Source organism: Mycobacterium sp. 1245852.3 (genome assembly GCF_001669335.1).
Classification (GTDB): Bacteria; Actinomycetota; Actinomycetes; order Mycobacteriales; family Mycobacteriaceae; genus Mycobacterium; species Mycobacterium europaeum_A.
The window spans coordinates 1-20522 of the sequence record NZ_LZLL01000543.1; the positions used below are offsets into that span (position 1 = coordinate 1).

The following is a 20522-nucleotide window of genomic DNA, read 5'->3' on the forward strand; positions in this document are numbered from 1 at the left end:
CCGCCGGTTGGCCACGATGCCGGCCAGGGCGACGGCCATCAGGGCCGCCGACGCGGTCAGCATCATCGTGACGCTGCGTTCGAAGAGCAGGCCACCGGCCAGCGAGCCGGCCATGATGCCGACCTGGAACGCGGTGACGTAGAGCCCCGACGCGCCGTCAGGGTCGTCGGCCCCGTTGCGCATCGCGGCGGATTGCATCATCGGCGAGACCGCGGTGGCCATCGCCCCCCACAGCACGATGGCGGCGGTCCCGATCAGCGCGGTGGCCACGCCGGTCCGGCCACCGATCGCCAGGGCGGTCAGCGCCACGAAGGCCGCCGTCAACCCTGTGATGCACAGGATGATCGCGCTCTTGGGCCGGTGGTCCAGCGGCCGGGCCACCAGCGGCAGCGACAGCAGGCCGGCCAGCCCGTAGGCGGCCAGCACGAAGGCGAGGTTCGGCCCGCGCACCCCGAGCACGTTGCGGATGACCTCGACGATGTAGGTGTAGGAGACGAAATGGCCGGTGACGGCGATCATCGCCAGCACGCTGACCAGGATCAGCCGCGGGTTGCGGTGGTGTCGCGACCGCGGACCCACGTGGGCGAGCTGGTCGGAGGTGAGCACCATCTCCGGCAGCATCAGGCGGGCGGCGACCGTGACGGCGGCGGCCGCGACGGTGACGCACACGACGGCCAGGCGCCAGCCCCACATCAGGCTCAGTGCCGCGGTCAGCGGGCTGCCCACCACCAGCGCCAGGCTGGTGCCGACGTAGATCGACATGGTGGCGCGCCCGGCGTGGCTGGGCGGCACCAGCCGGGTGGCGATCGGTGCGATGACCGCCCACAGCAGGCCGTGGGTGATCGCGCAGAGCACCCGCCCGGCGGCCAGCACCGCGAAACTGGGCGCCAGCGCCGAGATGACCTGTGAGGCGGTCAGGCAGCTCAGGCTGAGCATGAGCGCACGACGCCGGGGCCAATGCGCGGTCCAGCGCACCAGCGGAAACGTCGTCAGCGCCGCCACGAAGGCATACCAGGTCAGCAGCGTGCCCACCGCGAACAGGCTGACGTGCAGGTCGCGGGCGATGGCCGGCAGCGCGCCCACCGGCAGGATCTCGGCGGTGACGTAGGTGAACGCCGCGGCCGCCAGCACAGCCAACTGAGCCGCGATCCGTGGGGTCCACGTTCGCGCGGCAGCATTAATTTCGGCAGTCATGGCGTCTGTATCGGCCGGACTACCCACTTCCTGGGTTGTCGCGCCTAATGCGATCACACTGCCTTACCGTACGGACCGCAACTACGCCTCCCCCTGAATCAGGGCCGATACGCAGGTCTCAACTGCGTCACCGATCAGGAACGAACCAGCCGCGCAATCGCGGCGGAGGCCTCGTCGAGCTTGGCCTGGGCGTCCTCGCCGCCTTCGGCGACTGCGCGGGTGACGCAGTGGTTCAGGTGCTCGTCCAGCAAATTCAGGGCGACCGAGCGCAGGGCGCTGTTGACGGCGCTGACCTGGGTGAGGACGTCGATGCAGTACTTGTCCTCCTCGATCATCCGGGCGATGCCACGGACCTGGCCCTCGATCCGCCGCAGCCGTTTGGCGTAGTTGTCCTTCTGCTGCGAGTACCCGTGCTCGTCGGTCATCTGCCACCCCTGCTCACTCGGCCGCCCGTCGGCGGCATCACGCCGGACTCCAGCTTATACCCCAGCGGGGTATCACCCCGGAAATGGGCATCGCGACTGGCCAGCGCATACTTGAACAATGCCCACCACCGATCCGGCCACCACCGCCGACATCAAGCCGCGTAGTCGTGACGTCACCGACGGCCTGGAAAAGGCCGCCGCCCGGGGCATGCTGCGGGCCGTAGGCATGGGAGACGAGGACTTCGCGAAACCGCAGATCGGGGTCGCGTCGTCGTGGAACGAGATCACCCCGTGCAACCTCTCCCTGGACCGGCTCGCTAAGGCCGTCAAGGAGGGCGTGTTCTCGGCCGGCGGGTATCCCCTCGAGTTCGGCACCATCTCGGTGTCCGACGGCATCTCGATGGGCCACGAGGGCATGCACTTCTCCCTGGTGTCGCGCGAGGTGATCGCCGACAGCGTCGAGACGGTCATGCAGGCCGAGCGCCTGGACGGCTCGGTGCTGCTGGCCGGCTGCGACAAGTCGCTGCCCGGGATGCTGATGGCCGCCGCACGGCTGGACCTGGCCTCGGTGTTCCTCTACGCCGGCTCGATCCTGCCCGGCGTCGCCAAGCTGTCCGACGGCACCGAGCGCGAGGTCACCATCATCGACGCGTTCGAGGCGGTGGGTGCGTGCGCCCGGGGCCTGATGCCGCGTGAGGACGTCGACGCCATCGAGCGGGCGATCTGTCCCGGCGAGGGCGCGTGCGGCGGCATGTACACGGCCAACACGATGGCCAGCGCCGCCGAGGCGCTCGGGATGTCCCTGCCGGGCAGCGCGGCGCCGCCGGCGACCGACCGCCGCCGCGACGGGTTCGCCCGGCGCAGCGGTGCGGCCGTCGTCGAACTGCTGCGGCGCGGCATCACCGCCCGCGACATCCTGACCAAGGAGGCGTTCGAGAACGCGATCGCGGTGGTGATGGCGTTCGGCGGCTCGACCAACGCGGTGCTGCACCTGCTGGCCATCGCCCACGAGGCCGACGTCGAACTGTCGCTGGACGATTTCAGCCGGATCGGGTCGAAGGTGCCGCACCTGGCCGACGTCAAACCGTTCGGCCGCCACGTGATGTCGCACGTCGACCACATCGGCGGCGTGCCGGTGGTGATGAAGGCGCTGCTGGACGCCGGGCTGCTGCGCGGCGACTGCCTGACGGTGACCGGCGCGACCGTGGCCGAGAACCTGGCCGAGATCGCCCCGCCCGACCCGGACGGCAAGGTGCTGCGCGCGCTGAGCAATCCCATCCACCCGACCGGCGGCATCACCATCCTGCGCGGATCGCTGGCGCCCGAGGGCGCGGTGGTCAAGTCGGCCGGTTTCGATTCCGACGTGTTCGAGGGCACTGCAAGGGTTTTCGACGGCGAACGGGCCGCGCTGGACGCGCTGGAGGACGGCACCATCACCAAGGGTGACGCCGTGGTGATCCGCTACGAAGGCCCCAAGGGCGGCCCCGGCATGCGCGAGATGCTGGCCATCACCGGCGCCATCAAGGGCGCCGGCCTGGGCAAAGACGTGCTGCTGCTGACCGACGGCCGGTTCTCCGGCGGGACCACCGGCCTGTGCGTCGGCCACATCGCGCCCGAGGCGGTCGACGCCGGGCCGATCGCCTTCTTGCGGGACGGCGACCGGATCCGCCTGGACGTGGCGAACCATGTCCTCGACGTGCTGACCGATCCGGCCGAATTCGAGGCCCGCCGCAGGGATTTCACCCCGCCGGAGCCGCGCTACAAGACCGGGGTGCTGGCCAAGTACGTGAAGCTGGTCAGCTCGGCCGCGATCGGCGCGGTCTGCGGCTGATCGCCGCCCCGGGCCGCACCGCGCCGGCCCGGGACCGGCGAATTGCCTTGCTGCTTAACCGAGTTCGAGGCTACGCGTGCGTGCCCGCCGCGCGGGTGCGCATGCCGAAGTAGGTCGCGTTGAGCCCCAGGAACGTCAACAGCGCCCCCGCAACGACATTCGACCACGTCATGCCGGAGGTCAGCGTGACGCCCGGCAGGATCCACGTCGAGACGATGACCCACACGCCCAACACCGGTAGCGTCCAGGTCATGCCGTGCGCACGATCCAGCGTCGTCGCGAACCCGTAGGCCAAGAACGCCACCGCGATCCCGACGATAAGGTCGGACGTGGCAAGCGATCCCGTCCCGTTGAATCCGATGATCCACGGCGACGCCGCCACGTACAGGCCCGTCAACAGGACCAGCCCGAACGTGACATGCGCACTCATCGACTCGGCAACGCGCTCGTAGCGCGCGCGAAGAGCCAACAAATCGGGGTGGTGATCGATTGATGAATGGACTGTACTCATTTTGTGACCTTTCTGTTATGCGACAAGCCTTTTGAGCGTTGCCGCACCCATCCATCTGCCGTCCAGATTACGCCCGCGCGCGGTGGACCAGCAACGAAAATTGACGCCCCGGCAAGCCCGGGAGGTGGGGCGATTTCGGCGACCCGCGTAGCGTCTTGAGGCATGGACATCGCGGACCGGCTTGGCCTCGATGTGCCGATCGGCCAGGCCGGCATGGGTGGCGGGCTGGCGGGCGCGGCACTGGCGGGCGCCGTCGCCGCGGCGGGCGCACTTGGCACGCTGGGCATCGACACGCCACGCCGGCTACGGGCTTCGATAGATGAAGTGCGAGAACGGGCCCCGGGCCGCGCCGTCGCCGTGAACCTGCTGGTGCCCTTCGTCCATCGCCGGCACGTCGCGGTCTGTGTCGACGCCCGGGTGGACGCGGTCGTGGTGGCGTTCGGCGAAAAGCTGGGGCTCGTCGAGCACCTGCGCGAGGCGGGGATCTTCGTGTTCGTGATGGTGGGCACCGAAGCGGCGGCCCGAGCCGCGATCGCCTGTGGCGCCGATGGTTTGATCGCGCAGGGGCGCGAGGCTGGGGGCCATCTCGTCGGGACCATGCCGGCTCTGGAGTTCGTGCCGCCCGCCCTGCGCGCGGCGGGGACGCGCCCGGTGTTCGTGGCCGGGGGCATCGCCACCGCCGCCGACACGCGCGCCGCGCTGGCCGCCGGCGCCAGCGGCGTCATAGCCGGCACCCGCTTCCTGCTGACGCACGAGGCCAACGCGAACCGCGCGTACCAGCAACGAATCTTGCAGGCTGACAGGACGATCGAAACCAACCTGTTCGGCCTGAGCTGGCCGCTGCGCCACCGCGTCGTGCCCAACGCTGCCACCCGCCGCTGGTGCGGCGAGGACGGGCAGGCCAGGCCGCTGCCCGCCGCCCTGAACGCGATCAGCCGCCCGCTGTCGGCGCTGGGCTATTTCGACGCCGGGCCGTTGATGCGGCTGCAGTCACCGGCGCTGCCGTTTTTCACGCCGCTGGCACCGGTGGCCGGCGTGCCCGATTCCTGGCTGGACAGCGCCGCCCTTTACGCCGGCGAAACCGCCTTGCGGATAGACGAACTCACCTCCGCCGGGCAGGCCGTGGCCGACCTGAACCCCCGCTGACGCCCTACCGCACCACGGCGAACGCGAAGCCGTCCCAGTGCTTGGCGCCTACCGTCTGGAGCACGGCCGTTTCCAGCCGCGGATCCTCACCCATCGCCTGCAGGGTTTGGCGCACCGCCTGCGCTTGAGCGTTGGACTCCGGGTCGAGGATCTGGCCCTGCCGAATCACGTTGTCTGCCACGATGATCGCTCCGGGACGGGCCAGCCGCACCGCCCAATCGAGGTAGGCGGGGTAGTTCTCTTTGTCGGCGTCGATGAAGATCAGGTCGAAGGGGCCGGTCACCGTTGGCAGCGTGTCCAGTGCGGCTCCGACGATCACCTCCACCCGGTCGGCGAGACCGGCCCGTTCCAGGTTGGCGCGCGCCACCTCGGCGTGCTTGGGCTCGTATTCGAGCGTCACCACCCGCCCTTGCGGGCCGGCGCCGCGCGCCAGCCAGATGGTGCTGAAACCACCCAGCGTCCCGAGCTCGAGGATGTTGCGGGCACCGACGGCACCGGCGAGCAGGCTCAAGAACTTTCCCTGCTGCACCGACACCGCGATCGGCGGCAAGCCGGCGGCGCTGCTGGCCTCCAGGGCCGCGGTCAAGGACGCATCGTCGTCCACCACCGTGCTGTCCAAGAATGCGTCGACGTCTTTGGGGGTTGGTTTCTCGGTCATGGCGCCCACGCTAGCCGCGGCCGCCGACGACGGCATCGAGCGGCGGGGCGGTATCGCACCGGTCGCGACTCCTTGCGTATACCCATGGGGGGTATATAGTGAGGGTGCGGTCGACCCGCACCGCAAGAGTCACCACAACGAGAAAAGGGTGAGTTAAATGGCAACATACGAGGCCGGGACCGAGTTGACGTGCGGTCACGAAGGCTGCGGCTGCCGCGTCCGCATCGAGGCCCCCTGCCACTGCTCGGGTTCGGGTGAGCCGTACCGCTGCACGTGCGGCGACGCGTTGACCCCCGTCAAGTAATCCGTCGGGCCGGTCGTGCGTTCGGGCGTCAGACCGTGATCCTCATCGCCCGAACGTACGGCCGGTCAGCTCGACCGTGGCGTGCAGGCGCATCGCGATCGCCGACGCGCCCACCGCCACCGCGTAGGAGCCCGGGTCGATCCGCCAGCGCCCGACGCCGCCGTCATAGCGGGCGAGCAGGCGCGGATCCGCCTCGAGGGTCACCCGCCGCGTTGCACCCGGCTCGAGCTCGACGCGCTCAAACCCCAGCAGCCGTAGACACGGCTTTCCGGCCGCGGCCGTCAGGTAGAGCTGCGGTACATCCGCCCCGGCACGGTCGCCGACGTTGACGACGCTGAAACTGGCGCTGACGGTATGTTCGCCACCGACCACCAGGTCATGGTAGTCAAACCTGGTGTAGGACAAGCCATGACCGAAAGCGAACATCGGGTCGTGGCCACACCGGGCAAACCAGCGGTAGCCGACGTCGGCCCCTTCGAAGTAGTCGATCGTGGTCGGCGTCCCCCACGGTTCCCCCGCGCCGGGCAACTGCGGGCGCGGCGTCTGGGCCAGATCGGCCGGGAAGGTGATCGGCAGCCGGCCCGAGGGATTCACCTTGCCGCTCAGGATCTCCGCGATGGCACGAGCGCCGGCCTGGCCCGGAAACCATGCTTGCACAATGGCATTCACCGAGCCCCGCCACGGCATGTCAGCCGGATTGCCGGTCTGCAGAACCACCACGGTGTTGGGGTTGGCGGCCGACACCGCCGTGATCAGCTCGTCCTGGCCCCACGGCAGCGAGAGGTCGGCGATGTCGAACCCTTCGCCCTCGGCGCGCACGGCGAATACGATGGCGATGTCGGCCGTCGCCGCCGCGCGCACCGCCTCGGCGCGGCTGATGCCGGGATCGAACTCTATCTGCGCGTGCGGCAGCCGCTTTCGCAATTCTTCCAGCGGGCTCGACGGCAACAGGTACAGGTTGCGCAGCGCGGCCTCCAGGCCCGGGCCGCCGATGGGCACCACGCCCGCGTAGCCGCCCGCCGGGACGACGGTGCTCGAACCGTAGCCGGCCGGCACACCCAGGTGCGCAAACCCGCCGATGACGGCGATGCGCGCGTTCGACTCGGCCGCCACCGGCAACAGCCCGCGGTTGGTCAGCAGCACGGTTCCCTGGCGCGCTATGCGCAGCGCAATCTCGTTGTGCGCGGCCAGATCCGGCGCCGGGGCCGTATCGGTGCGCTCGGCTCCGACGGCGAACATGGATCGCAGGATCCGGCGGACCATGTCCGACAGGCGTTGCCTGGGCAGCCTGCCGTCGGCGTAGGCGTCGCGCAGCGGCGCACCGAAGGACTCGGCCTGCCACAGCAGCGCGTCGATCTGGGCCCCGCACTCCTGGTCCAGACCGGCCAGGGCGCACTCCCAGCTGGGCGTGGCGCCCCAATCGGACATGACCCAACCCCGGTACGCCCAGGCGCCCTTGAGCACGTCGTTGATCAAGGCGGAGTTGGCCGCGGCGTAGTCACCGTTGACCTTGTTGTAGGCGGTCATCACGGCGCCGGGCTGGGCGCGCTCGATCGTCAATTCGAAAGCCAGCAGGTCGGATTCGCGGTGTGCGTCGGGGTCGATGACGGCGTTCAGGAAGTGCCGATTGGTTTCGTTGCAGTTCAGCGAGTAATGCTTGACCGTCGAGATGACGCCGTGTTGCTGGATGCCGCGGATCGACTCGGCGGCGATGGTGGCGGTCAACAGCGGGTCCTCGGAAAGGTATTCGAAGTTGCGGCCGTTGCGCGGGTCGCGGGCCAGGTTCATCGCGCCGGCCAGTTGCACGTTGAACCCGCGGCTGCGGGCTTCGCTGCCGATCACGTCGCCGGCGGCCCGGGCCAGCGGCGGGTCGAAGGCCGCGGCCAGCGCCAGTCCGGCGGGCAGCGCGGTGGCCGTGTCACCCTGGCGATAGCCGGGATTGGTGACGCCCAGCCCGGCATCGCTCATCAGCAACGCGGGCACCCCGAGGCGGGGAACGCCGGGCACGTATCCCGCGCACATCGGCACGTTAGCGGGGATGCGCTCGTCACGCACCGGCCACATGTCGCCGGCCCCCATCACCGAGACCAGCAGCGCGAACCGCTCGTCGTCGGTCATCCGGGCTTCGACCTCGCGCGCCCGCGCGTCGGGATCGGGCCAGCTCACCGCACGCCCTCTTTGGCGTAGACGACGCGCAGCACGTGCCCCAGTTCCGGTCCCATCACCAGCTCCGTCAACTCACAGATCGTCGCCACGAACTCGGGGCCGTGCGGCGGCTCGGCCTGGCACAAATGATGCGCCACTTCGTGCAGCATCACCAGCTCGCGCAGCGCCCAGTCGGCGGTGTCACGATCGGGCACCGCGATAACGCCTGTGCCGTCACGGTTTTCGTAGTGCGCGGCGGTGGCGGCCCGTCGCGCACGGACCCGCAGCGGTGACACACCCGGCCACCGTTGCCGCACCGCCGCCAGCCCCAGCACGTCGTCCACATAGCGCTGCGCGGACTCCACCGAGCCGAAACGCCCCTCCGGCGGCAGCGTCAATTGCGTGCCGAAGAACTCCACCACCGGGGTGCCATGCTGGGCGGCACGGTCGAACAGCGTCCGGACGAACTCCTCAGCCGCATACAACTTGGAGCGTTGAGAATCCCGCGGTGGGGGCTTCCCCGCGCTCACCCGCTCAGCGCGCTCCGCGCCCCGGGCAGTTCGGGGCTGTTGCCGAGCCGCGCTCGCTTGCCCGCCCGGTCGCCCGCGCGTCGCGCCGCCGACGAATACCCTGCCGACGCCCGGCTGGCCTGCCAGGTGCCCCGCGCCTTCGACGCGCCGCGGTAGTAGTCCACCAGCTCGACTTCCTTGTCCCGCAAGGCAATGGCGGTGCCCGGCGACCGGCGGCGATCCTTGGTGGCTTCCTGGCGGGCCTGGTCGCGGGCCTCGGTGAGCCGCTGGCCGACCCGCGCCCCGAAGGCCAGCTGGAAGTTGAGTCGGGCGGTGATCGTCGGCGTGGGACGATGCGCACCCGAGGCCAGGTAGGCGTCCGAGGCACGGACCATCTGCACCACCAGGCTGGCGTACAGGGCGTGGCTGGCGTCGATGTCCTCGACGAACCCGTAGGCGTACACGAACGTCGAATTCGAGGCCACGTCACAGCGCACGTCGTTGGCCGCGGCGATCAGCACGAACAGCTGCACGTAGGTGCGTAGCCCCTTGGTGCCCGCCGCCCCGATGGTGATCGTGCGCTGCGTCGGCGCCTGCGCCGCCGACCGCTGGGCCGAATGCGAGCGTGCCACCGCCAGGTCGATGGACGCGGCCGTCGCGAGCCGCTGCGCGGCGGACATGAACGCATCGGCTTCGTGGCTGTTGTCGGTGCCTTCGGCCTGACGCAGCAGCGCGGCAATGCGCGACAGCATTTTGTCGTCACTCACGGCGACGCTCCTCCCCATCGCTTGGCTCTGTCGCCAAAGTACGGGAGCCGGCTGACACGCCCCGCCTCACAGCCGAGCGGTGATCCAGGAGACCACATCGTCGAGCACCTGCTCGCGCTCGGGCTCGTTGAAAACCTCGTGGTAGAGCCCCGGATAGATTTTCAGCTCCACGTCAGCAGATCCCACGCACTCCACCAGGCGACGGCTGCCGGCGACCGCGACCAACCGGTCCTGTTCCCCGTGCACCACCAGCAGCGGCGCCGTCAGGGCCGGCGCCCGCTGCGGCATCGTCTCGCCGACCAGCAGCAGCGCGCGGCCGATGCCGGCCGGCACCTTGCCGTGGTACACCAGCGGGTCCTCTTTGTAGGCGGCCACCACCGCGGGGTCCCGGGAGATGGCGTCGACGTCGAGTTCTTGGGCCGGCAGTCCGGGCACGACGGCGCCGAGCACTTTGGCGGCCAGCCCGAGCAGCGGCGACACCTGATCCTGGGCCGCCACCGCGGGACCCGACAGCACCATCAGGTCGTAGTTGTCCGGGCGTTCGACGCCATAGGCGAACACGATTCCGCCGCCCATGCTGTGCCCCAGCACGATGCACTTGAGCCCGTGGTGTTCCCGGGTGGCGATACCGACCAGGGTGTCGAAGTCGGCGGTGTACTCGTGGATGTCACGCACCAGCACTCGCTTACCGCCCGAGCGGCCGTGCCCACGATGGTCCAGCGCGTAGGTGACCAGGCCCGCCTCGCCGAAGCGCTTCGCGACGTGGTCGTAGCGACGGGCGTACTCCCCGAGACCGTGTGAGAGCACCAGGACCGCGCGCGGTGCGGTCTCGGGCGTCCAGACGTCGTAGACGATCCGCACGCCGCCGTACCCGTCGAAACTGCGTTCGCTGCGGTTCACTCGGGGGTCCTAGTCATTACGGGCAGCGTAATGGCTGCTGATGTGGGCCGCGCGCCCCGACACTGCGTAGGCTCATGCGGATGAGCCTTCTCGCGCAGAACTCTGAAGGTGACCCGGTGGCCAACGCAGATTTCTCGGCGCACGCCGAACCGTACCGGCGCGAACTGCTGACCCACTGCTACCGCATGACCGGGTCGCTGCACGACGCGGAGGACCTGGTGCAAGAGACCCTGCTGCGGGCCTGGAAGGCGTACGACCGTTTCGAAGGCAAGTCCTCGATCCGGACCTGGCTGCATCGCATCGCCACCAACACCTGCCTGAGCGCCCTGGAGGGACGCCAGCGCAGGCCGTTGCCGGTCGGGTTGGGCGCGCCCAGCTCGGACCCGACCGCCGAGCTGGTGGAGCGCCGCGAGGTGCCGTGGCTGGAGCCGCTGCCGTCGCTGACCGAGCATCCGGCCGACCCGTCGGTCGTGGTCGGGTCGCGCGAGTCGGTACGGCTGGCGTTTGTCGCTGCGCTGCAACACCTTCCACCCCGGCAGCGGGCGGTGCTGCTGCTGCGTGACGTGCTGGGCTGGCGCTCGGCCGAGGTGGCCGAGGCGGTCGGCACCACCACAACCGCCGTCAACAGCCTGCTGCAGCGGGCCCGGTCCCAGCTGGAGGCCGTCGGGCCCAGCGCCGAAGACCCACTGGTGCAACCGGATTCGCCCGAAGCCCAGGACCTGCTGGCGCGCTACATCGCGGCGTTCGAGACCTATGACATCGATCGGCTGGTCGAGCTGTTCACCGCGGAGGCCGTCTGGGAGATGCCGCCGTACACCGGCTGGTACCAGGGGCCACGGGCCATCGTCACCCTCATCCACCAGCAGTGCCCGGCGGAGGGCAGCGGGGACATGCGCATGCTGCCGCTGGTCGCCAACGGCCAGCTCGCCGCGGCCATGTACATGCGCGCCGGCGACGTCCACGTCCCGTTCCAGCTGCACGTGCTGGATGTGCAGGGCGGGAAGGTATCCCACGTGGTGGCGTTCCTCGACGACGCCTTGTTCGTGAAATTCGGGCTGCCCGCTTCGCTGTCCGCGGGCCAGAGCTGACAGGACCGCCGCGATGACGAACGCCACCCAGGTGACGCCCATCCCCGGAAAGCCGGCGCTGCTGCTGAGCGCTTTCGACCTCGCCGACGTGGGCTACACCGTCGAGGAGTTCTTCGTCTGCGCCACGGCGTCCTGCTACGCCCCGGCAGGTGAACCGGCCCCCGACGGCCGATGGGACGTAACCCCCTCGGGCTCCGCCGATTACACGACCCGCATCGTGGCGCTGACGCCGACCGATTCTGCCCGGTTCAACGGGACGGTCATCGTCGAGTGGCTCAACGTCAGCGGTGGCATCGACGCCGCCGCGGTGTGGATGATGGCGCACCGCGAAATCATCCGCGGCGGTTACGCCTACGTCGCGGTGTCGGCCCAGCGGGTGGGAGTCGAGGGCGGCGACAACATGCTGGGTGCTGACATGTCGCTGAAAAGCCAGGACCCGCAACGATACGCGGACCTGCAGCACCCCGGCGACGCGTTCGCCTACGACATCTTCGCCCAGGTCGGCGGCCTGCTCAAAAGCGGTGAACACGGCGCCGTCCTGCGCGGCCTGCCCGCCCGGCGCGTGATCGCGGTGGGCGAATCGCAATCCGCGATGTTCCTCACCACCTACATCAACGCCGTCGACCCGCTGACCCCCGGCTACGACGGCTTCCTGGTGCACTCCCGGTTCGGCCCGGCCGCACCCCTGGACGGCGGCTCGATCTTCGCCGAATCCGTTGCACGGCAGGCGGTCCCGTTCCGTCCGGATCTGCGCGTCCCGTTGCTCGCGGTCATCACCGAGACCGACGTCTTCGGCGGCCCGCGCGACGGCTACTACTTCGCCAGGCAGCCGGACAACGAACGGCTGCGGGTCTGGGAGATCGCCGGGGCGGCCCATGCCGACAACTACACGATTCAGGTGGCGTTCATCGACAGCGGCTCGGCACCGCTGGAGGCGATCGTGACCGCCTACGCGCCGACCGACGTGTTGATGGGCCAGCGACTCGCGCACTACATCAACTTCGGCCCCCAGCATCACTACGTGGTGCAGGCGGCGCTCGCGGCGCTGAACGCCTGGGTCGGCACCGGCGAGCCGGCCCCCCACGCCGATCCGCTCGAGGTTCGGGAAAGCGCCGGGCCGCAACCGGTTCTGGACGGCAACGGCCTGGCCCGCGGTGGCATCAGGACCCCGTGGGTGGACGTGCCGACCGCCAGGACGTCGGGTCTGGGCGGCCAGGAGAGCATCATGTCGGCGATCTTCGGCTCCGGGGAACCCTTCGACGCCAACACGATTCGGCGGCTCTACCCGGGTGGGCGCGCGCAGTATCTGGATAGCTTCACCGCGGCCCTCGACGCGGCGATCGGCTCCGGGTTCATCCTGGCGGCCGATCGCGCCGAGATTCTGCAGCTCGCCGCCGCGACGTATCCCGGCGAGCCGGGCTAGGTAAGATCGCCCGGCTCCTTACTCGCGCCGTCCCGGCGCTCACCGTCGCCGGGCTAGAACAACCGGCTGTCCGGCGGCGGACCCGGCACCGGACGCAGCAGTCCGGCGCCGGTGATCAGCGGCAAATCCAGCGCGGACAGCAGCCCGGGTTGGGCCGCGCACACCGCGGGGATGGCGTTGACCATCCGTGACGCGCCGGCGATGCGGGCACCCAGGTCATGGTCGGCGTCCTCGGCCATCTCGAATTCGCACCGCATGGTCGGGGAGCCCTCGATCTCCACCCGGTACAGGCCGCGTCCGGACGCCTGCCCGTAGCCGAGGTCCTTCGGCGGGATCGAGATGTGTGGCTGCGGCCAGTCCGGGGCGATGTCGTCGCGCATGCGGGTCACGTGGTCGAGCACGAACGTCGGCTTTCCGTCGACGTACCCGGTGAGCGTCGAGCGCATCGCGGCGATGGTCCCGGCCGCGATGTGACCGGTGGGCGTGTCGAAGGACTCGGGGGACGGCACGCGTTCGTTGCTCTCCTCGATGTCGTCGATCTTGACGCCCAGCCCGGCCGCCAGCTGGTGCAGCACCGGCCCCCAGCCGAAGGTGAACATTCCCGGCTGCGCCGCGAACGCCTGATATTCCGGCGGCTGGCCGAAACCTAGGATCTCGTAGACGGCGGCCCTGTCCGGATAGGTGGCATAGTTGAACATCTCGGTAACACGCACCGACTCGATCACCCGGGAGACTCCGGTAAGGACCAGCGGCAGAACGTCATTGGCGAAGCCGGAGTCGATACCGGTGGTGAAGAACGACACGCCTCCGTCGAGGGCGGCTTGCCGCAGCGGGGCGGTGAAGGCGGCGTCAAGCCCGTCCGGAAAGACCAGCGGCACCACCGAACACGACACCACGTTCTTGCCCGCCCGCAGGATCGACACCATGTCCGCGACGGCCTCCAGCGGCCGCAGGTTGGCGCCGGCCGCGTATACCACCGCGTCGGCGTCGCCGGCCAGCAGGGCGGCCGGATCCTGGGTCGCCCGCACCCCGACCGGCGCGATGCCACACAGCTCTCCGGCATCGCGGCCGGCCTTCGCGTCGCTGTGCACGACGAGGTCGGCCAGTTGCAGCTCCGGATGGTCGATCACCCCGCGCAGGGCGATCACGCCCATCGAACCGGGCCCCCAAACTCCCACCTTGAACACGACTATCTCCTAGTATTAGGACCCATATGCTGGCATTTTGGACGGATAGTAAGGAGGTCGCGGTGGATACGTCAATGGCCGCGACCCGCGGCGACTCGGGCGCCAAGTCGCCGCCCACCGCGCGGGTGATGGATATCCTTGGCGCCCTGGCTAATTCACCGCACGGCCGGACCTCGGCCGAGCTGGCGAAGAACTGCGCGATCAGCACTTCCACCTGCGCGCTGGTGTTGGCCGAGCTGCAACGGAGGGCCTGGGTGTCCCGGCGGGGCGATCGTCGCTACGTGCTGGGCAGCGGGCTGTTTGGACTGGTCCACGGCTTGCGGCGGCAATTCCCGCTGCTCGACCGCGGGCGCGACGCGCTGCGCTTCCTGCACGATACGCTCGGCGCGGGCTGTTCGATGTCGAAAATCGGTGCCCGGCATTTGACCACGGTCGACGCGGTCGGCCACGGCACCGACGGTGAGCACGCCGTGGGGCAGCGCTTCCCCATCGACCCGCCGTTCGGTCTGGTGGCCATGGCCTGGCGCGACGACGACTCCGTCCACGCGTGGTTGCACGGCGTGACGCCGCGGCTCACCCGCACCGAGATCGCCGAGCACCAGCGGGTGCTCGCCGATATCCGCGCCCGCGGCTACGGCGCATGGCGGTTCGACGACACCCACCGGTCGCTGCACACTCGGCTGGCCGACGTGCTGGCCTCGCTGGAGCCCACGGCCCAGGTCACCCGCCAGCTCACCACCCTGATGACGATGGTGACCCTGCAGTCGGTCACCCACTCGCTCGAAACAGACTTAGCCACAACGGAATTCGTCGTCCTGCCGATATTCGCCCACGACGGCCAGCCCGAGTACCAGATCGAGATCCACCTGGGTCACTCGATCGGGTTGACCATGCCGGAGCTCGACGCCGCGCTTCGGCAGGCCCAAGGTCTGCTCACCGACGCGGTGACCTGACGCCGCCCACGATTAGGCTGGGGTCATGTCAGCCACCACCGAGATCAGGAGCGCGGCGAGCCGGGCCGTCACCACCACCGGATGGCTGACCTCGCGGCACGCCTTCTCCTTCGGCGACCACTACGATCCGGACAACACCCACTTCGGGCTGCTGCTGGTGAACAATGACGACATCGTCTCGCCCGGAACGGGATTCGACACCCACCCGCACCGGGACATGGAGATCGTGACCTGGGTGCTGCAAGGCGAGCTGTCGCATCACGACTCCGCCGGCAATCGCGGCGTGATCTATCCCGGTTTGGCGCAACGGATGTCGGCTGGCAGCGGGATCCTGCACTCCGAACGCAACGACTCCCCCAGCGAGCCGGTGCATTTCGTGCAGATGTGGGTGGTGCCGGACGAGGCCGGCGTCGATCCGAGCTACCAGCAGCACGAGATCGACGACAAGCTGATGGCGGGCAATCTCGTGACGATCGCCTCGGGGAGGCCCGCGCACGACGCCGCGATCACCCTGCACAATCGCAACGCCGCGCTGCACGGAACCCGATTGCCGGCCGGCGCATCGGTAAACCTTCCGCGGGCCCCCTACCTGCACCTCTTCGTGGCCCGGGGCCAGGCCGTCATAGAAGGCATCGGGGACGTCGACGAGGGTGACGCGGTGCGCTTCACCGACGCCGACGGCCGGCGCGTCAGCGCGCGCGAGCCCGCGGAACTGCTGATCTGGGAGATGCACGCGAAGCTGGGCGACTGAGGCCGTAGAGGGTCGGCGGGCCAGCCCATAAAGTGGGCACGACAGAACAGGAGTCGGCATGCCTCACTCGCACCCGCAGCACGCGGCGCCCAACCCCAACCGGAACGTCAAGGCGGTCCGCACCGTGCGATTCTGGGCGGCCCCCCTGGTCATCACCCTGGCGCTGATGGCGGCGTTGTGCGCGCTGTATCTCGGTGGCATCTTGAACCCGACGACCAACCTGCGTCATTTCCCCATCGCGGTGGTCAACGAGGACGCCGGTCCCGGCGGCGCGCAGATCGTCGACCGGCTGGTCAATGGGTTGGACAAGAACAAGTTCGACGTCCGCGTGCTCTCCCGCGACGAGGCCCGCCGCCAGATGGACACCGGCCGTGTCTACGGCCAGGTGCTGATACCGCCGAGCTTCTCGTCGTTGCTGCGCGACTTCGCGGATAGTGCTGTCTCGCCGGCCCGCGCGGACCGCCCGTCGATCACGGTTTCCACCAATCCGAGGGCCGGCACGCTCGGCGCGAGCATCGCCGGTCAGACCCTCAGCACGGCGATGGGGATGGCCAACGGCATTGCGGGGCAACGGGTTATGGCGGAGGTGGCCGCGCAGACCGGTGGCGCACCGCTGGCCGGCGCGGCGCAGGTGGGCCTGAGTGCCCCCATCGACATCCAGTCAAACGTGTACAACCCGCTGCCGAACGGCACCGGCAACGGCCTGTCGGCCTTCTATTACGCGCTGTTGCTGTTGCTGGCGGGTTTCACCGGCAGCATCGTGGTGAGCACGCTGGTGGACGCGCTGCTCGGTTACGTGCCCGCCGAATTCGGGCCGGTGTACCGGTTCGCCGAGCAAGTCAAGATCTCCAGATTCCAGACGTTGCTGCTGAAGTGGGCCATGATGGTGCTGCTCGGGCTGCTCACCTCGGTGGTGTATCTGTCGATCGCCGACGGGCTCGGCATGCCCATCGATCACGGCTGGCGGCTTTGGGCGTTCGGCGTCTTCGCGATAGCCGCGGTGGGCATCACGTCCAGTTCGTTGCTCTCGGTGCTGGGCACGGCCGGAATGCTGGTCAGCATGCTCATCTTCGTGATCCTCGGGCTGCCGTCGGCCGGCGCGACGGTGCCGTTGGAGGCGACGCCGTCCTTCTTCCGCTGGCTGGCCGAATTCGAACCGATGCACCAGGTCTTCCTCGGGGCCCGGTCGCTGCTCTACTTCGGCGGCCGTGGCGATGCGGGGCTGACGCAGGCGTTGACGATGACGACCATCGGCGTCGTCGTGGGCCTGCTGCTCGGCGGCATCGGCACTTACCTGTACGACCGCAAGGGCTTTCACCGGATCCAGGGCGCGGTCGAACTGGCCATCGCCCAGGAGCACCAGTCGAGGCACCAGACCCGCCGCGGCAAGCGCGCCGAACCGGCGGCCGCCGTGCCCATCGCTACAGAGCCATCCGGCGCCGAGCCCACCGCTACCCAGCCGACCGCCGGCGATCACGAAAGTCCAAGCGAGCAAGCGTAATTCGGGCGTGGCCCTATCGTCACCCCACCGTGACCTTTGTTGACAGTGTGACTTATGGGGCTGATGATGTTTATGTTGCATTAGTTCCGGGCGGAAAGGGCTACCGTGCTGACCCGACGCGCCAGCTTCCGCCGGCTGGCAGCGTCGTGCGCCGCCCTCGTCGCCTGTTTCACCCTGGCCGTCACCTCCGGGCAGCCCCTCGCCCGCGCCGCCGACGGGCGCGATCTGCTCGCCAATGCCATCGGCAGCACCCGCGGTTCCTACCTGGTCTACAACTTCGGCCCCGGCCATCCCGCGCCGATGCTCAACGCCGGCGGCAGCTGGTATGAGATGGACAACGGCGGGCACCTGATGATCATCAAGAACGCGGCGGGGCGCCTGTCCCCGCACCTGCTGGTCGACGCGCATCGCGGCGATCAGGCCCGCTGCGAGAACAACCCCGGGGCGCGCACCGGCGAGGGTCTCTGGCAGGCCTCCGAGCTCTACGCACCGCTGCAGGCGTGGCAGCGCATGGGCCAGCCGACCATCGCCATCAACGCCAACTTCTTCGACGTCCGCGGGCAGAAGGGCGGCTCGTGGCGTCAGACCGGCTGCAGTTCACCGCTGGGCGCCTTCGTCGACAACACGCAGGGCCAGGGCCGCGCCAACCAGGCGGTCACCGGCACCGTCGCCTACCCCGGCAAGCAGGGTCTGTCCGGCGGCGGTGAAAGCTGGAGCGCGCTGTCGACGATGATCCTGCCGTCCGGTGGTGCGCCATATGTGGTGTGGCCCAGGACAAAGAGCGACTACGACGCCGCCACCCCGGTGGTGGCCGACCTGCTCAACAAGAACGAGAAGTTCGTCGCGGTCTCGGGCATCGGGCTGTTGGCGCCCGGCAACACCGGGCAGCTGCACGACGGCGGACCCAGCGCGGCCCGAACGGCGTTGGCGTACGCCCGGCAAAAGGACGAGATGTACATCTTCGAGGGCGGCAACTACACCCCGGACAACATGCAGGACCTGTTCCGCGGGCTGGGCAGTGACAACGCGGTGCTGCTCGACGGCGGCGGCTCGTCGGCGATCGTGCTGCGCCGCGACACCGGGGGCATGTGGGCCGGCGCCGGATCACCGCGTGGATCATGCGACACCCGGCAAGTGCTCTGTGATTCACACGAGCGGGCGCTGCCCAGCTGGCTGGCGTTCAACTAGTAACGGGCGCTTCGGTTTTCGCCGCCGGCGGCCCGAAGCGGAAGATCAGCAGGCTGGTGGCGATCACCGCCGCGGTGACAACGAACACCGGGGCGATCACGTATCTCGACATCGTCGCCCCGAAGAAGGCGCCGGCGCACATGGTGGCCACGACGCCGATGCGCAACCGCTGCCGTTCGCCGGTGCCTCCGGCCAACCGACTGTCCAGTCCGAGGCTGACGATCGTCGACGTGAGCACCGTGGTGGAGAGCTCTTGGATGCCGAACTGGCGCGCGCTGGAGTGTTGTAGACCGAACGTCACCGCGAGCATGCCGATCATGATCAGCTTGGAGGTCGCCTGATAGCGCAGCACTCCCGTGCCCGCCAGAACCGCGAGCGCCAGCAGCAAGACGATTTCGATCGTCAGCACCGTGGTGATCCATGTCCGCGTCCGCAGGCCGAAATACCGTGCCAATCGGCCGCTGGCGATCGTGGTGCAGACGAAGGTCGGCAGGGCGACCGCGACGGCGGTCAGGTCGATGATCGTCCTTGGGGCGAGCCAGAATCCGAGGAAGATCACGTTGCCGGTCATGTTGGCGACGAACACGTGACCGAGCACCAGGATGCTGATCGAGTCGGCCAACCCGGTGGCGAAGGTCAAGAGCAGCAACGCCGCTACCGTCCAACGCTCGGAGACCGGTGATGTGACAGCCATGCGCCCGGCCTCGCCGCTAAACCTTGGGCGTCAGATCCAGCGACGTGATCGTCGTCATCCTGGTCACCAGCCAACGGTTGTCGGAACGTTTCAGGAACAGCCGGTAGGACAGGTACTTCAGCGACGGGACGTTCTTGGTCAACGGGCTGGTGGACGTCGTGTTGGTGTAGACGATGACCACGGCGTTGGAGTCGTCGAGGGTTTCGACCGCGGCGCCGGTCACGTCGGTGTGGTTGGTGATCTTGGCCTGCTTGTTGGGAGCCACGATCGCGTCGACGAATTTGCGGTACTGCGCCTCGAAATCGCCGCTGAGATACCGGGATGCGCGATCGGCCAGGGTGTCCATGTTTTCCGGGGTGTACGTCCACAGCGTGGTGATCGCATTGGCGGCGGTCCGTGCGACGTTGAGTTTCGTTGCGGCGGTGGCCCGGTCGGCCAGGTACGGCTGTAGCATCGCGCCGGCGAATGCGGCGGAACCGACGAACAGCAGGGCGGCGATGGTGGCGACGACGGCCCAGACCTTTGCGGTCCGCCGGTTCTTGCGCGCGGCGGTACCCTGCGGCGCATCGGCCACCCGCTCCGCGTCCTCGTCGTCGGTGGCCCCGTCATCAGCGCTGTCCGGTGCGGCCGCGTCCCGGTCGGTGGCCTCGGATTCCGTTGTGGCCTCGGCCTCTTCGTCGTGGCGCTCCGGGCGGGCCTGGTGCGTCGCGTCCGTCGCGTCGTTCGCGTCGTCCCCGGAGGCGGCCGGAGTCCGCTCGGCGGTCACATCACCTGCTGCAGGTTGCTGATCTTCCACTTGTTCCCTTCCTGCGTCGCGGTCGCCGCCCATCGATTGGCGTTCTCCAACACCTGCTTTTCGTCCGGCGACTTGGTGGTGATCGCCGTCGCCACCATGACGTTGGCGCTGCCGTCGTCGTTCCATCGCTCCAGGCCGGCGTCCAGTACCGTGCCGGTGGCGGGTTCGGCCCGGGCGACCTGCAGCAGGATCTCGTTGGCGTTCTTCTCGTACTGCTTGGCGAAGTCCCCGGTCGCCTGCGCCAGGATCCGGTTCACGTAATCGTTGGCGTGAAAGGGATCGATGGAGGTGAACTGCGTCATGAACCCGGTCACGTAGGTGAGCACCTCGCGGTCCTTGGACGCGGCCCGCGCCCGGGTTTCGTGCGAGACGAGCATCAGTGTGCAGGCCGTTATCGCCACCACCATGAGCGCCGCGGCGACCGTGCCGGACAACGGCAACAGCCATGGCCGCCCGGCCTCGACCGGGCGCGCGATGAGCAGTGGCCGCTCGCCGGGCGCAATTCTGCGGCGGGGGCTCACTTGCCGCTCCCGGGCTGTTTCGGCTTGGTC

Annotated in this window: 20 protein-coding genes and 1 pseudogene; 9 read left to right on the top strand and 12 right to left on the bottom strand. The window is 69.1% G+C overall.

Translation table 11 applies throughout. From position 1 onward, the window contains the following. Both A9W96_RS25065 and A9W96_RS25070 read right to left on the bottom strand, forming a co-directional pair. A partial coding sequence (locus A9W96_RS25065; protein WP_067143918.1) for an MFS transporter occupies nt 1-1194 on the bottom strand: 1194 nt, incomplete at its 3' end. 134 nt (nt 1195-1328) lie between these two features. Further along, a complete protein-coding gene (locus tag A9W96_RS25070) occupies nt 1329-1619 on the bottom strand; it encodes a metal-sensitive transcriptional regulator (RefSeq protein ID WP_066862508.1) in 291 nt (96 codons plus the stop codon). Between the two features lie 118 nt (nt 1620-1737). On the opposite strand from A9W96_RS25070, the gene ilvD reads away from it, so the two are divergent. Next, nucleotides 1738-3450, top strand: coding sequence for a dihydroxy-acid dehydratase (ilvD, locus tag A9W96_RS25075; RefSeq protein WP_066862505.1), 1713 nt, complete (start codon nt 1738-1740; stop codon nt 3448-3450). A gap of 70 nt (nt 3451-3520) precedes the next feature. On the opposite strand, the gene A9W96_RS25080 is transcribed toward ilvD, so the two are convergent. After that, nucleotides 3521-3961 (bottom strand): SPW repeat protein, encoded by a 441-nt coding sequence (locus tag A9W96_RS25080; RefSeq protein ID WP_066862502.1) that lies wholly within the window; start codon nt 3959-3961, stop codon nt 3521-3523. Between the two features lie 162 nt (nt 3962-4123). On the opposite strand from A9W96_RS25080, the gene A9W96_RS25085 reads away from it, so the two are divergent. Next, nucleotides 4124-5107 (top strand): nitronate monooxygenase, encoded by a 984-nt coding sequence (locus tag A9W96_RS25085; RefSeq protein WP_067143896.1) that lies wholly within the window; start codon nt 4124-4126, stop codon nt 5105-5107. A 4-nt stretch (nt 5108-5111) separates the two neighbouring features. Here A9W96_RS25085 and A9W96_RS25090 read toward each other — a convergent pair whose 3' ends face one another. After that, nucleotides 5112-5765 (bottom strand): O-methyltransferase, encoded by a 654-nt coding sequence (locus A9W96_RS25090; RefSeq protein ID WP_067143898.1) that lies wholly within the window; start codon nt 5763-5765, stop codon nt 5112-5114. A gap of 157 nt (nt 5766-5922) precedes the next feature. Here A9W96_RS25090 and A9W96_RS30820 point away from each other — a divergent pair, with 157 nt between their 5' ends. Continuing rightward, nucleotides 5923-6069, top strand: a complete 147-nt coding sequence (locus A9W96_RS30820) for a metallothionein (protein ID WP_082972598.1) — start codon at nt 5923-5925, stop codon at nt 6067-6069. 42 nt (nt 6070-6111) lie between these two features. Here A9W96_RS30820 and A9W96_RS25095 read toward each other — a convergent pair whose 3' ends face one another. The 4 genes from A9W96_RS25095 to A9W96_RS25110 form a co-directional block, all read right to left on the bottom strand. Further along, on the bottom strand, nt 6112-8187 hold the full coding sequence (locus tag A9W96_RS25095) for a beta-glucosidase (RefSeq protein WP_067143921.1): 2076 nt from the start codon (nt 8185-8187) through the stop codon (nt 6112-6114). 44 nt (nt 8188-8231) lie between these two features. Continuing rightward, complete coding sequence (locus A9W96_RS25100) at nt 8232-8744, bottom strand: TIGR04338 family metallohydrolase (protein WP_067143900.1); 513 nt, start codon at nt 8742-8744, stop codon at nt 8232-8234. Further along, nucleotides 8741-9490 carry a DUF2786 domain-containing protein gene (locus A9W96_RS25105; RefSeq protein WP_066862489.1) on the bottom strand — a complete coding sequence of 250 codons (750 nt, stop codon included), beginning with the start codon at nt 9488-9490 and terminating at the stop codon, nt 8741-8743. The genes A9W96_RS25100 and A9W96_RS25105 overlap by 4 nt, the downstream gene beginning before the upstream one ends. 66 nt (nt 9491-9556) lie before the next feature. Continuing rightward, a complete protein-coding gene (locus A9W96_RS25110; RefSeq protein ID WP_231997748.1) occupies nt 9557-10351 on the bottom strand; it encodes an alpha/beta hydrolase in 795 nt (264 codons plus the stop codon). Between A9W96_RS25110 and A9W96_RS25115 the strand changes: the two are divergent. Together A9W96_RS25115 and A9W96_RS25120 are read left to right on the top strand one after the other, a co-directional pair. Further along, nucleotides 10344-11478, top strand: a pseudogene (locus A9W96_RS25115) (sigma-70 family RNA polymerase sigma factor). The gene A9W96_RS25110 and the pseudogene A9W96_RS25115 overlap by 8 nt on opposite strands. A 13-nt stretch (nt 11479-11491) precedes the next feature. After that, the gene (locus tag A9W96_RS25120; protein WP_067143902.1) at nt 11492-12901 is read left to right on the top strand and encodes an alpha/beta hydrolase domain-containing protein; all 1410 of its coding nucleotides are present in this window, start codon (nt 11492-11494) and stop codon (nt 12899-12901) included. Nucleotides 12902-12954: 53 nt separating this feature from the next. Here A9W96_RS25120 and A9W96_RS25125 read toward each other — a convergent pair whose 3' ends face one another. Beyond that, nucleotides 12955-14088 (bottom strand): dihydrodipicolinate reductase, encoded by a 1134-nt coding sequence (locus A9W96_RS25125; RefSeq protein ID WP_156765401.1) that lies wholly within the window; start codon nt 14086-14088, stop codon nt 12955-12957. 128 nt (nt 14089-14216) lie between these two features. Here A9W96_RS25125 and A9W96_RS25130 point away from each other — a divergent pair, with 128 nt between their 5' ends. From A9W96_RS25130 to A9W96_RS25145, 4 genes are all read left to right on the top strand, one after another. Beyond that, the gene (locus A9W96_RS25130) at nt 14217-15041 is read left to right on the top strand and encodes a MarR family transcriptional regulator (protein WP_369830869.1); all 825 of its coding nucleotides are present in this window, start codon (nt 14217-14219) and stop codon (nt 15039-15041) included. Between the two features lie 25 nt (nt 15042-15066). After that, complete coding sequence (locus tag A9W96_RS25135; RefSeq protein ID WP_067143908.1) at nt 15067-15792, top strand: pirin-like bicupin family protein; 726 nt, start codon at nt 15067-15069, stop codon at nt 15790-15792. Nucleotides 15793-15850: 58 nt separating this feature from the next. Then, the gene (locus A9W96_RS25140) at nt 15851-17293 is read left to right on the top strand and encodes a YhgE/Pip domain-containing protein (RefSeq protein WP_067143910.1); all 1443 of its coding nucleotides are present in this window, start codon (nt 15851-15853) and stop codon (nt 17291-17293) included. 105 nt (nt 17294-17398) lie between these two features. Next, the gene (locus tag A9W96_RS25145) at nt 17399-18481 is read left to right on the top strand and encodes a phosphodiester glycosidase family protein (RefSeq protein WP_067143912.1); all 1083 of its coding nucleotides are present in this window, start codon (nt 17399-17401) and stop codon (nt 18479-18481) included. On the opposite strand, the gene A9W96_RS25150 is transcribed toward A9W96_RS25145, so the two are convergent. The 3 genes from A9W96_RS25150 to A9W96_RS25160 are packed head-to-tail and all read right to left on the bottom strand — an operon-like array spanning nt 18474 to nt 20492. Next, nucleotides 18474-19175, bottom strand: coding sequence for a YoaK family protein (locus A9W96_RS25150; RefSeq protein WP_066862464.1), 702 nt, complete (start codon nt 19173-19175; stop codon nt 18474-18476). The genes A9W96_RS25145 and A9W96_RS25150 overlap by 8 nt on opposite strands. 16 nt (nt 19176-19191) lie before the next feature. Beyond that, a complete protein-coding gene (locus tag A9W96_RS25155; RefSeq protein ID WP_067143914.1) occupies nt 19192-19971 on the bottom strand; it encodes a mammalian cell entry protein in 780 nt (259 codons plus the stop codon). Then, entirely contained in the window at nt 19938-20492 is a 555-nt protein-coding gene (locus tag A9W96_RS25160) for a mammalian cell entry protein (RefSeq protein ID WP_067143916.1), read from the bottom strand. The genes A9W96_RS25155 and A9W96_RS25160 overlap by 34 nt, the downstream gene beginning before the upstream one ends. Nucleotides 20493-20522 lie beyond the last annotated feature (30 nt).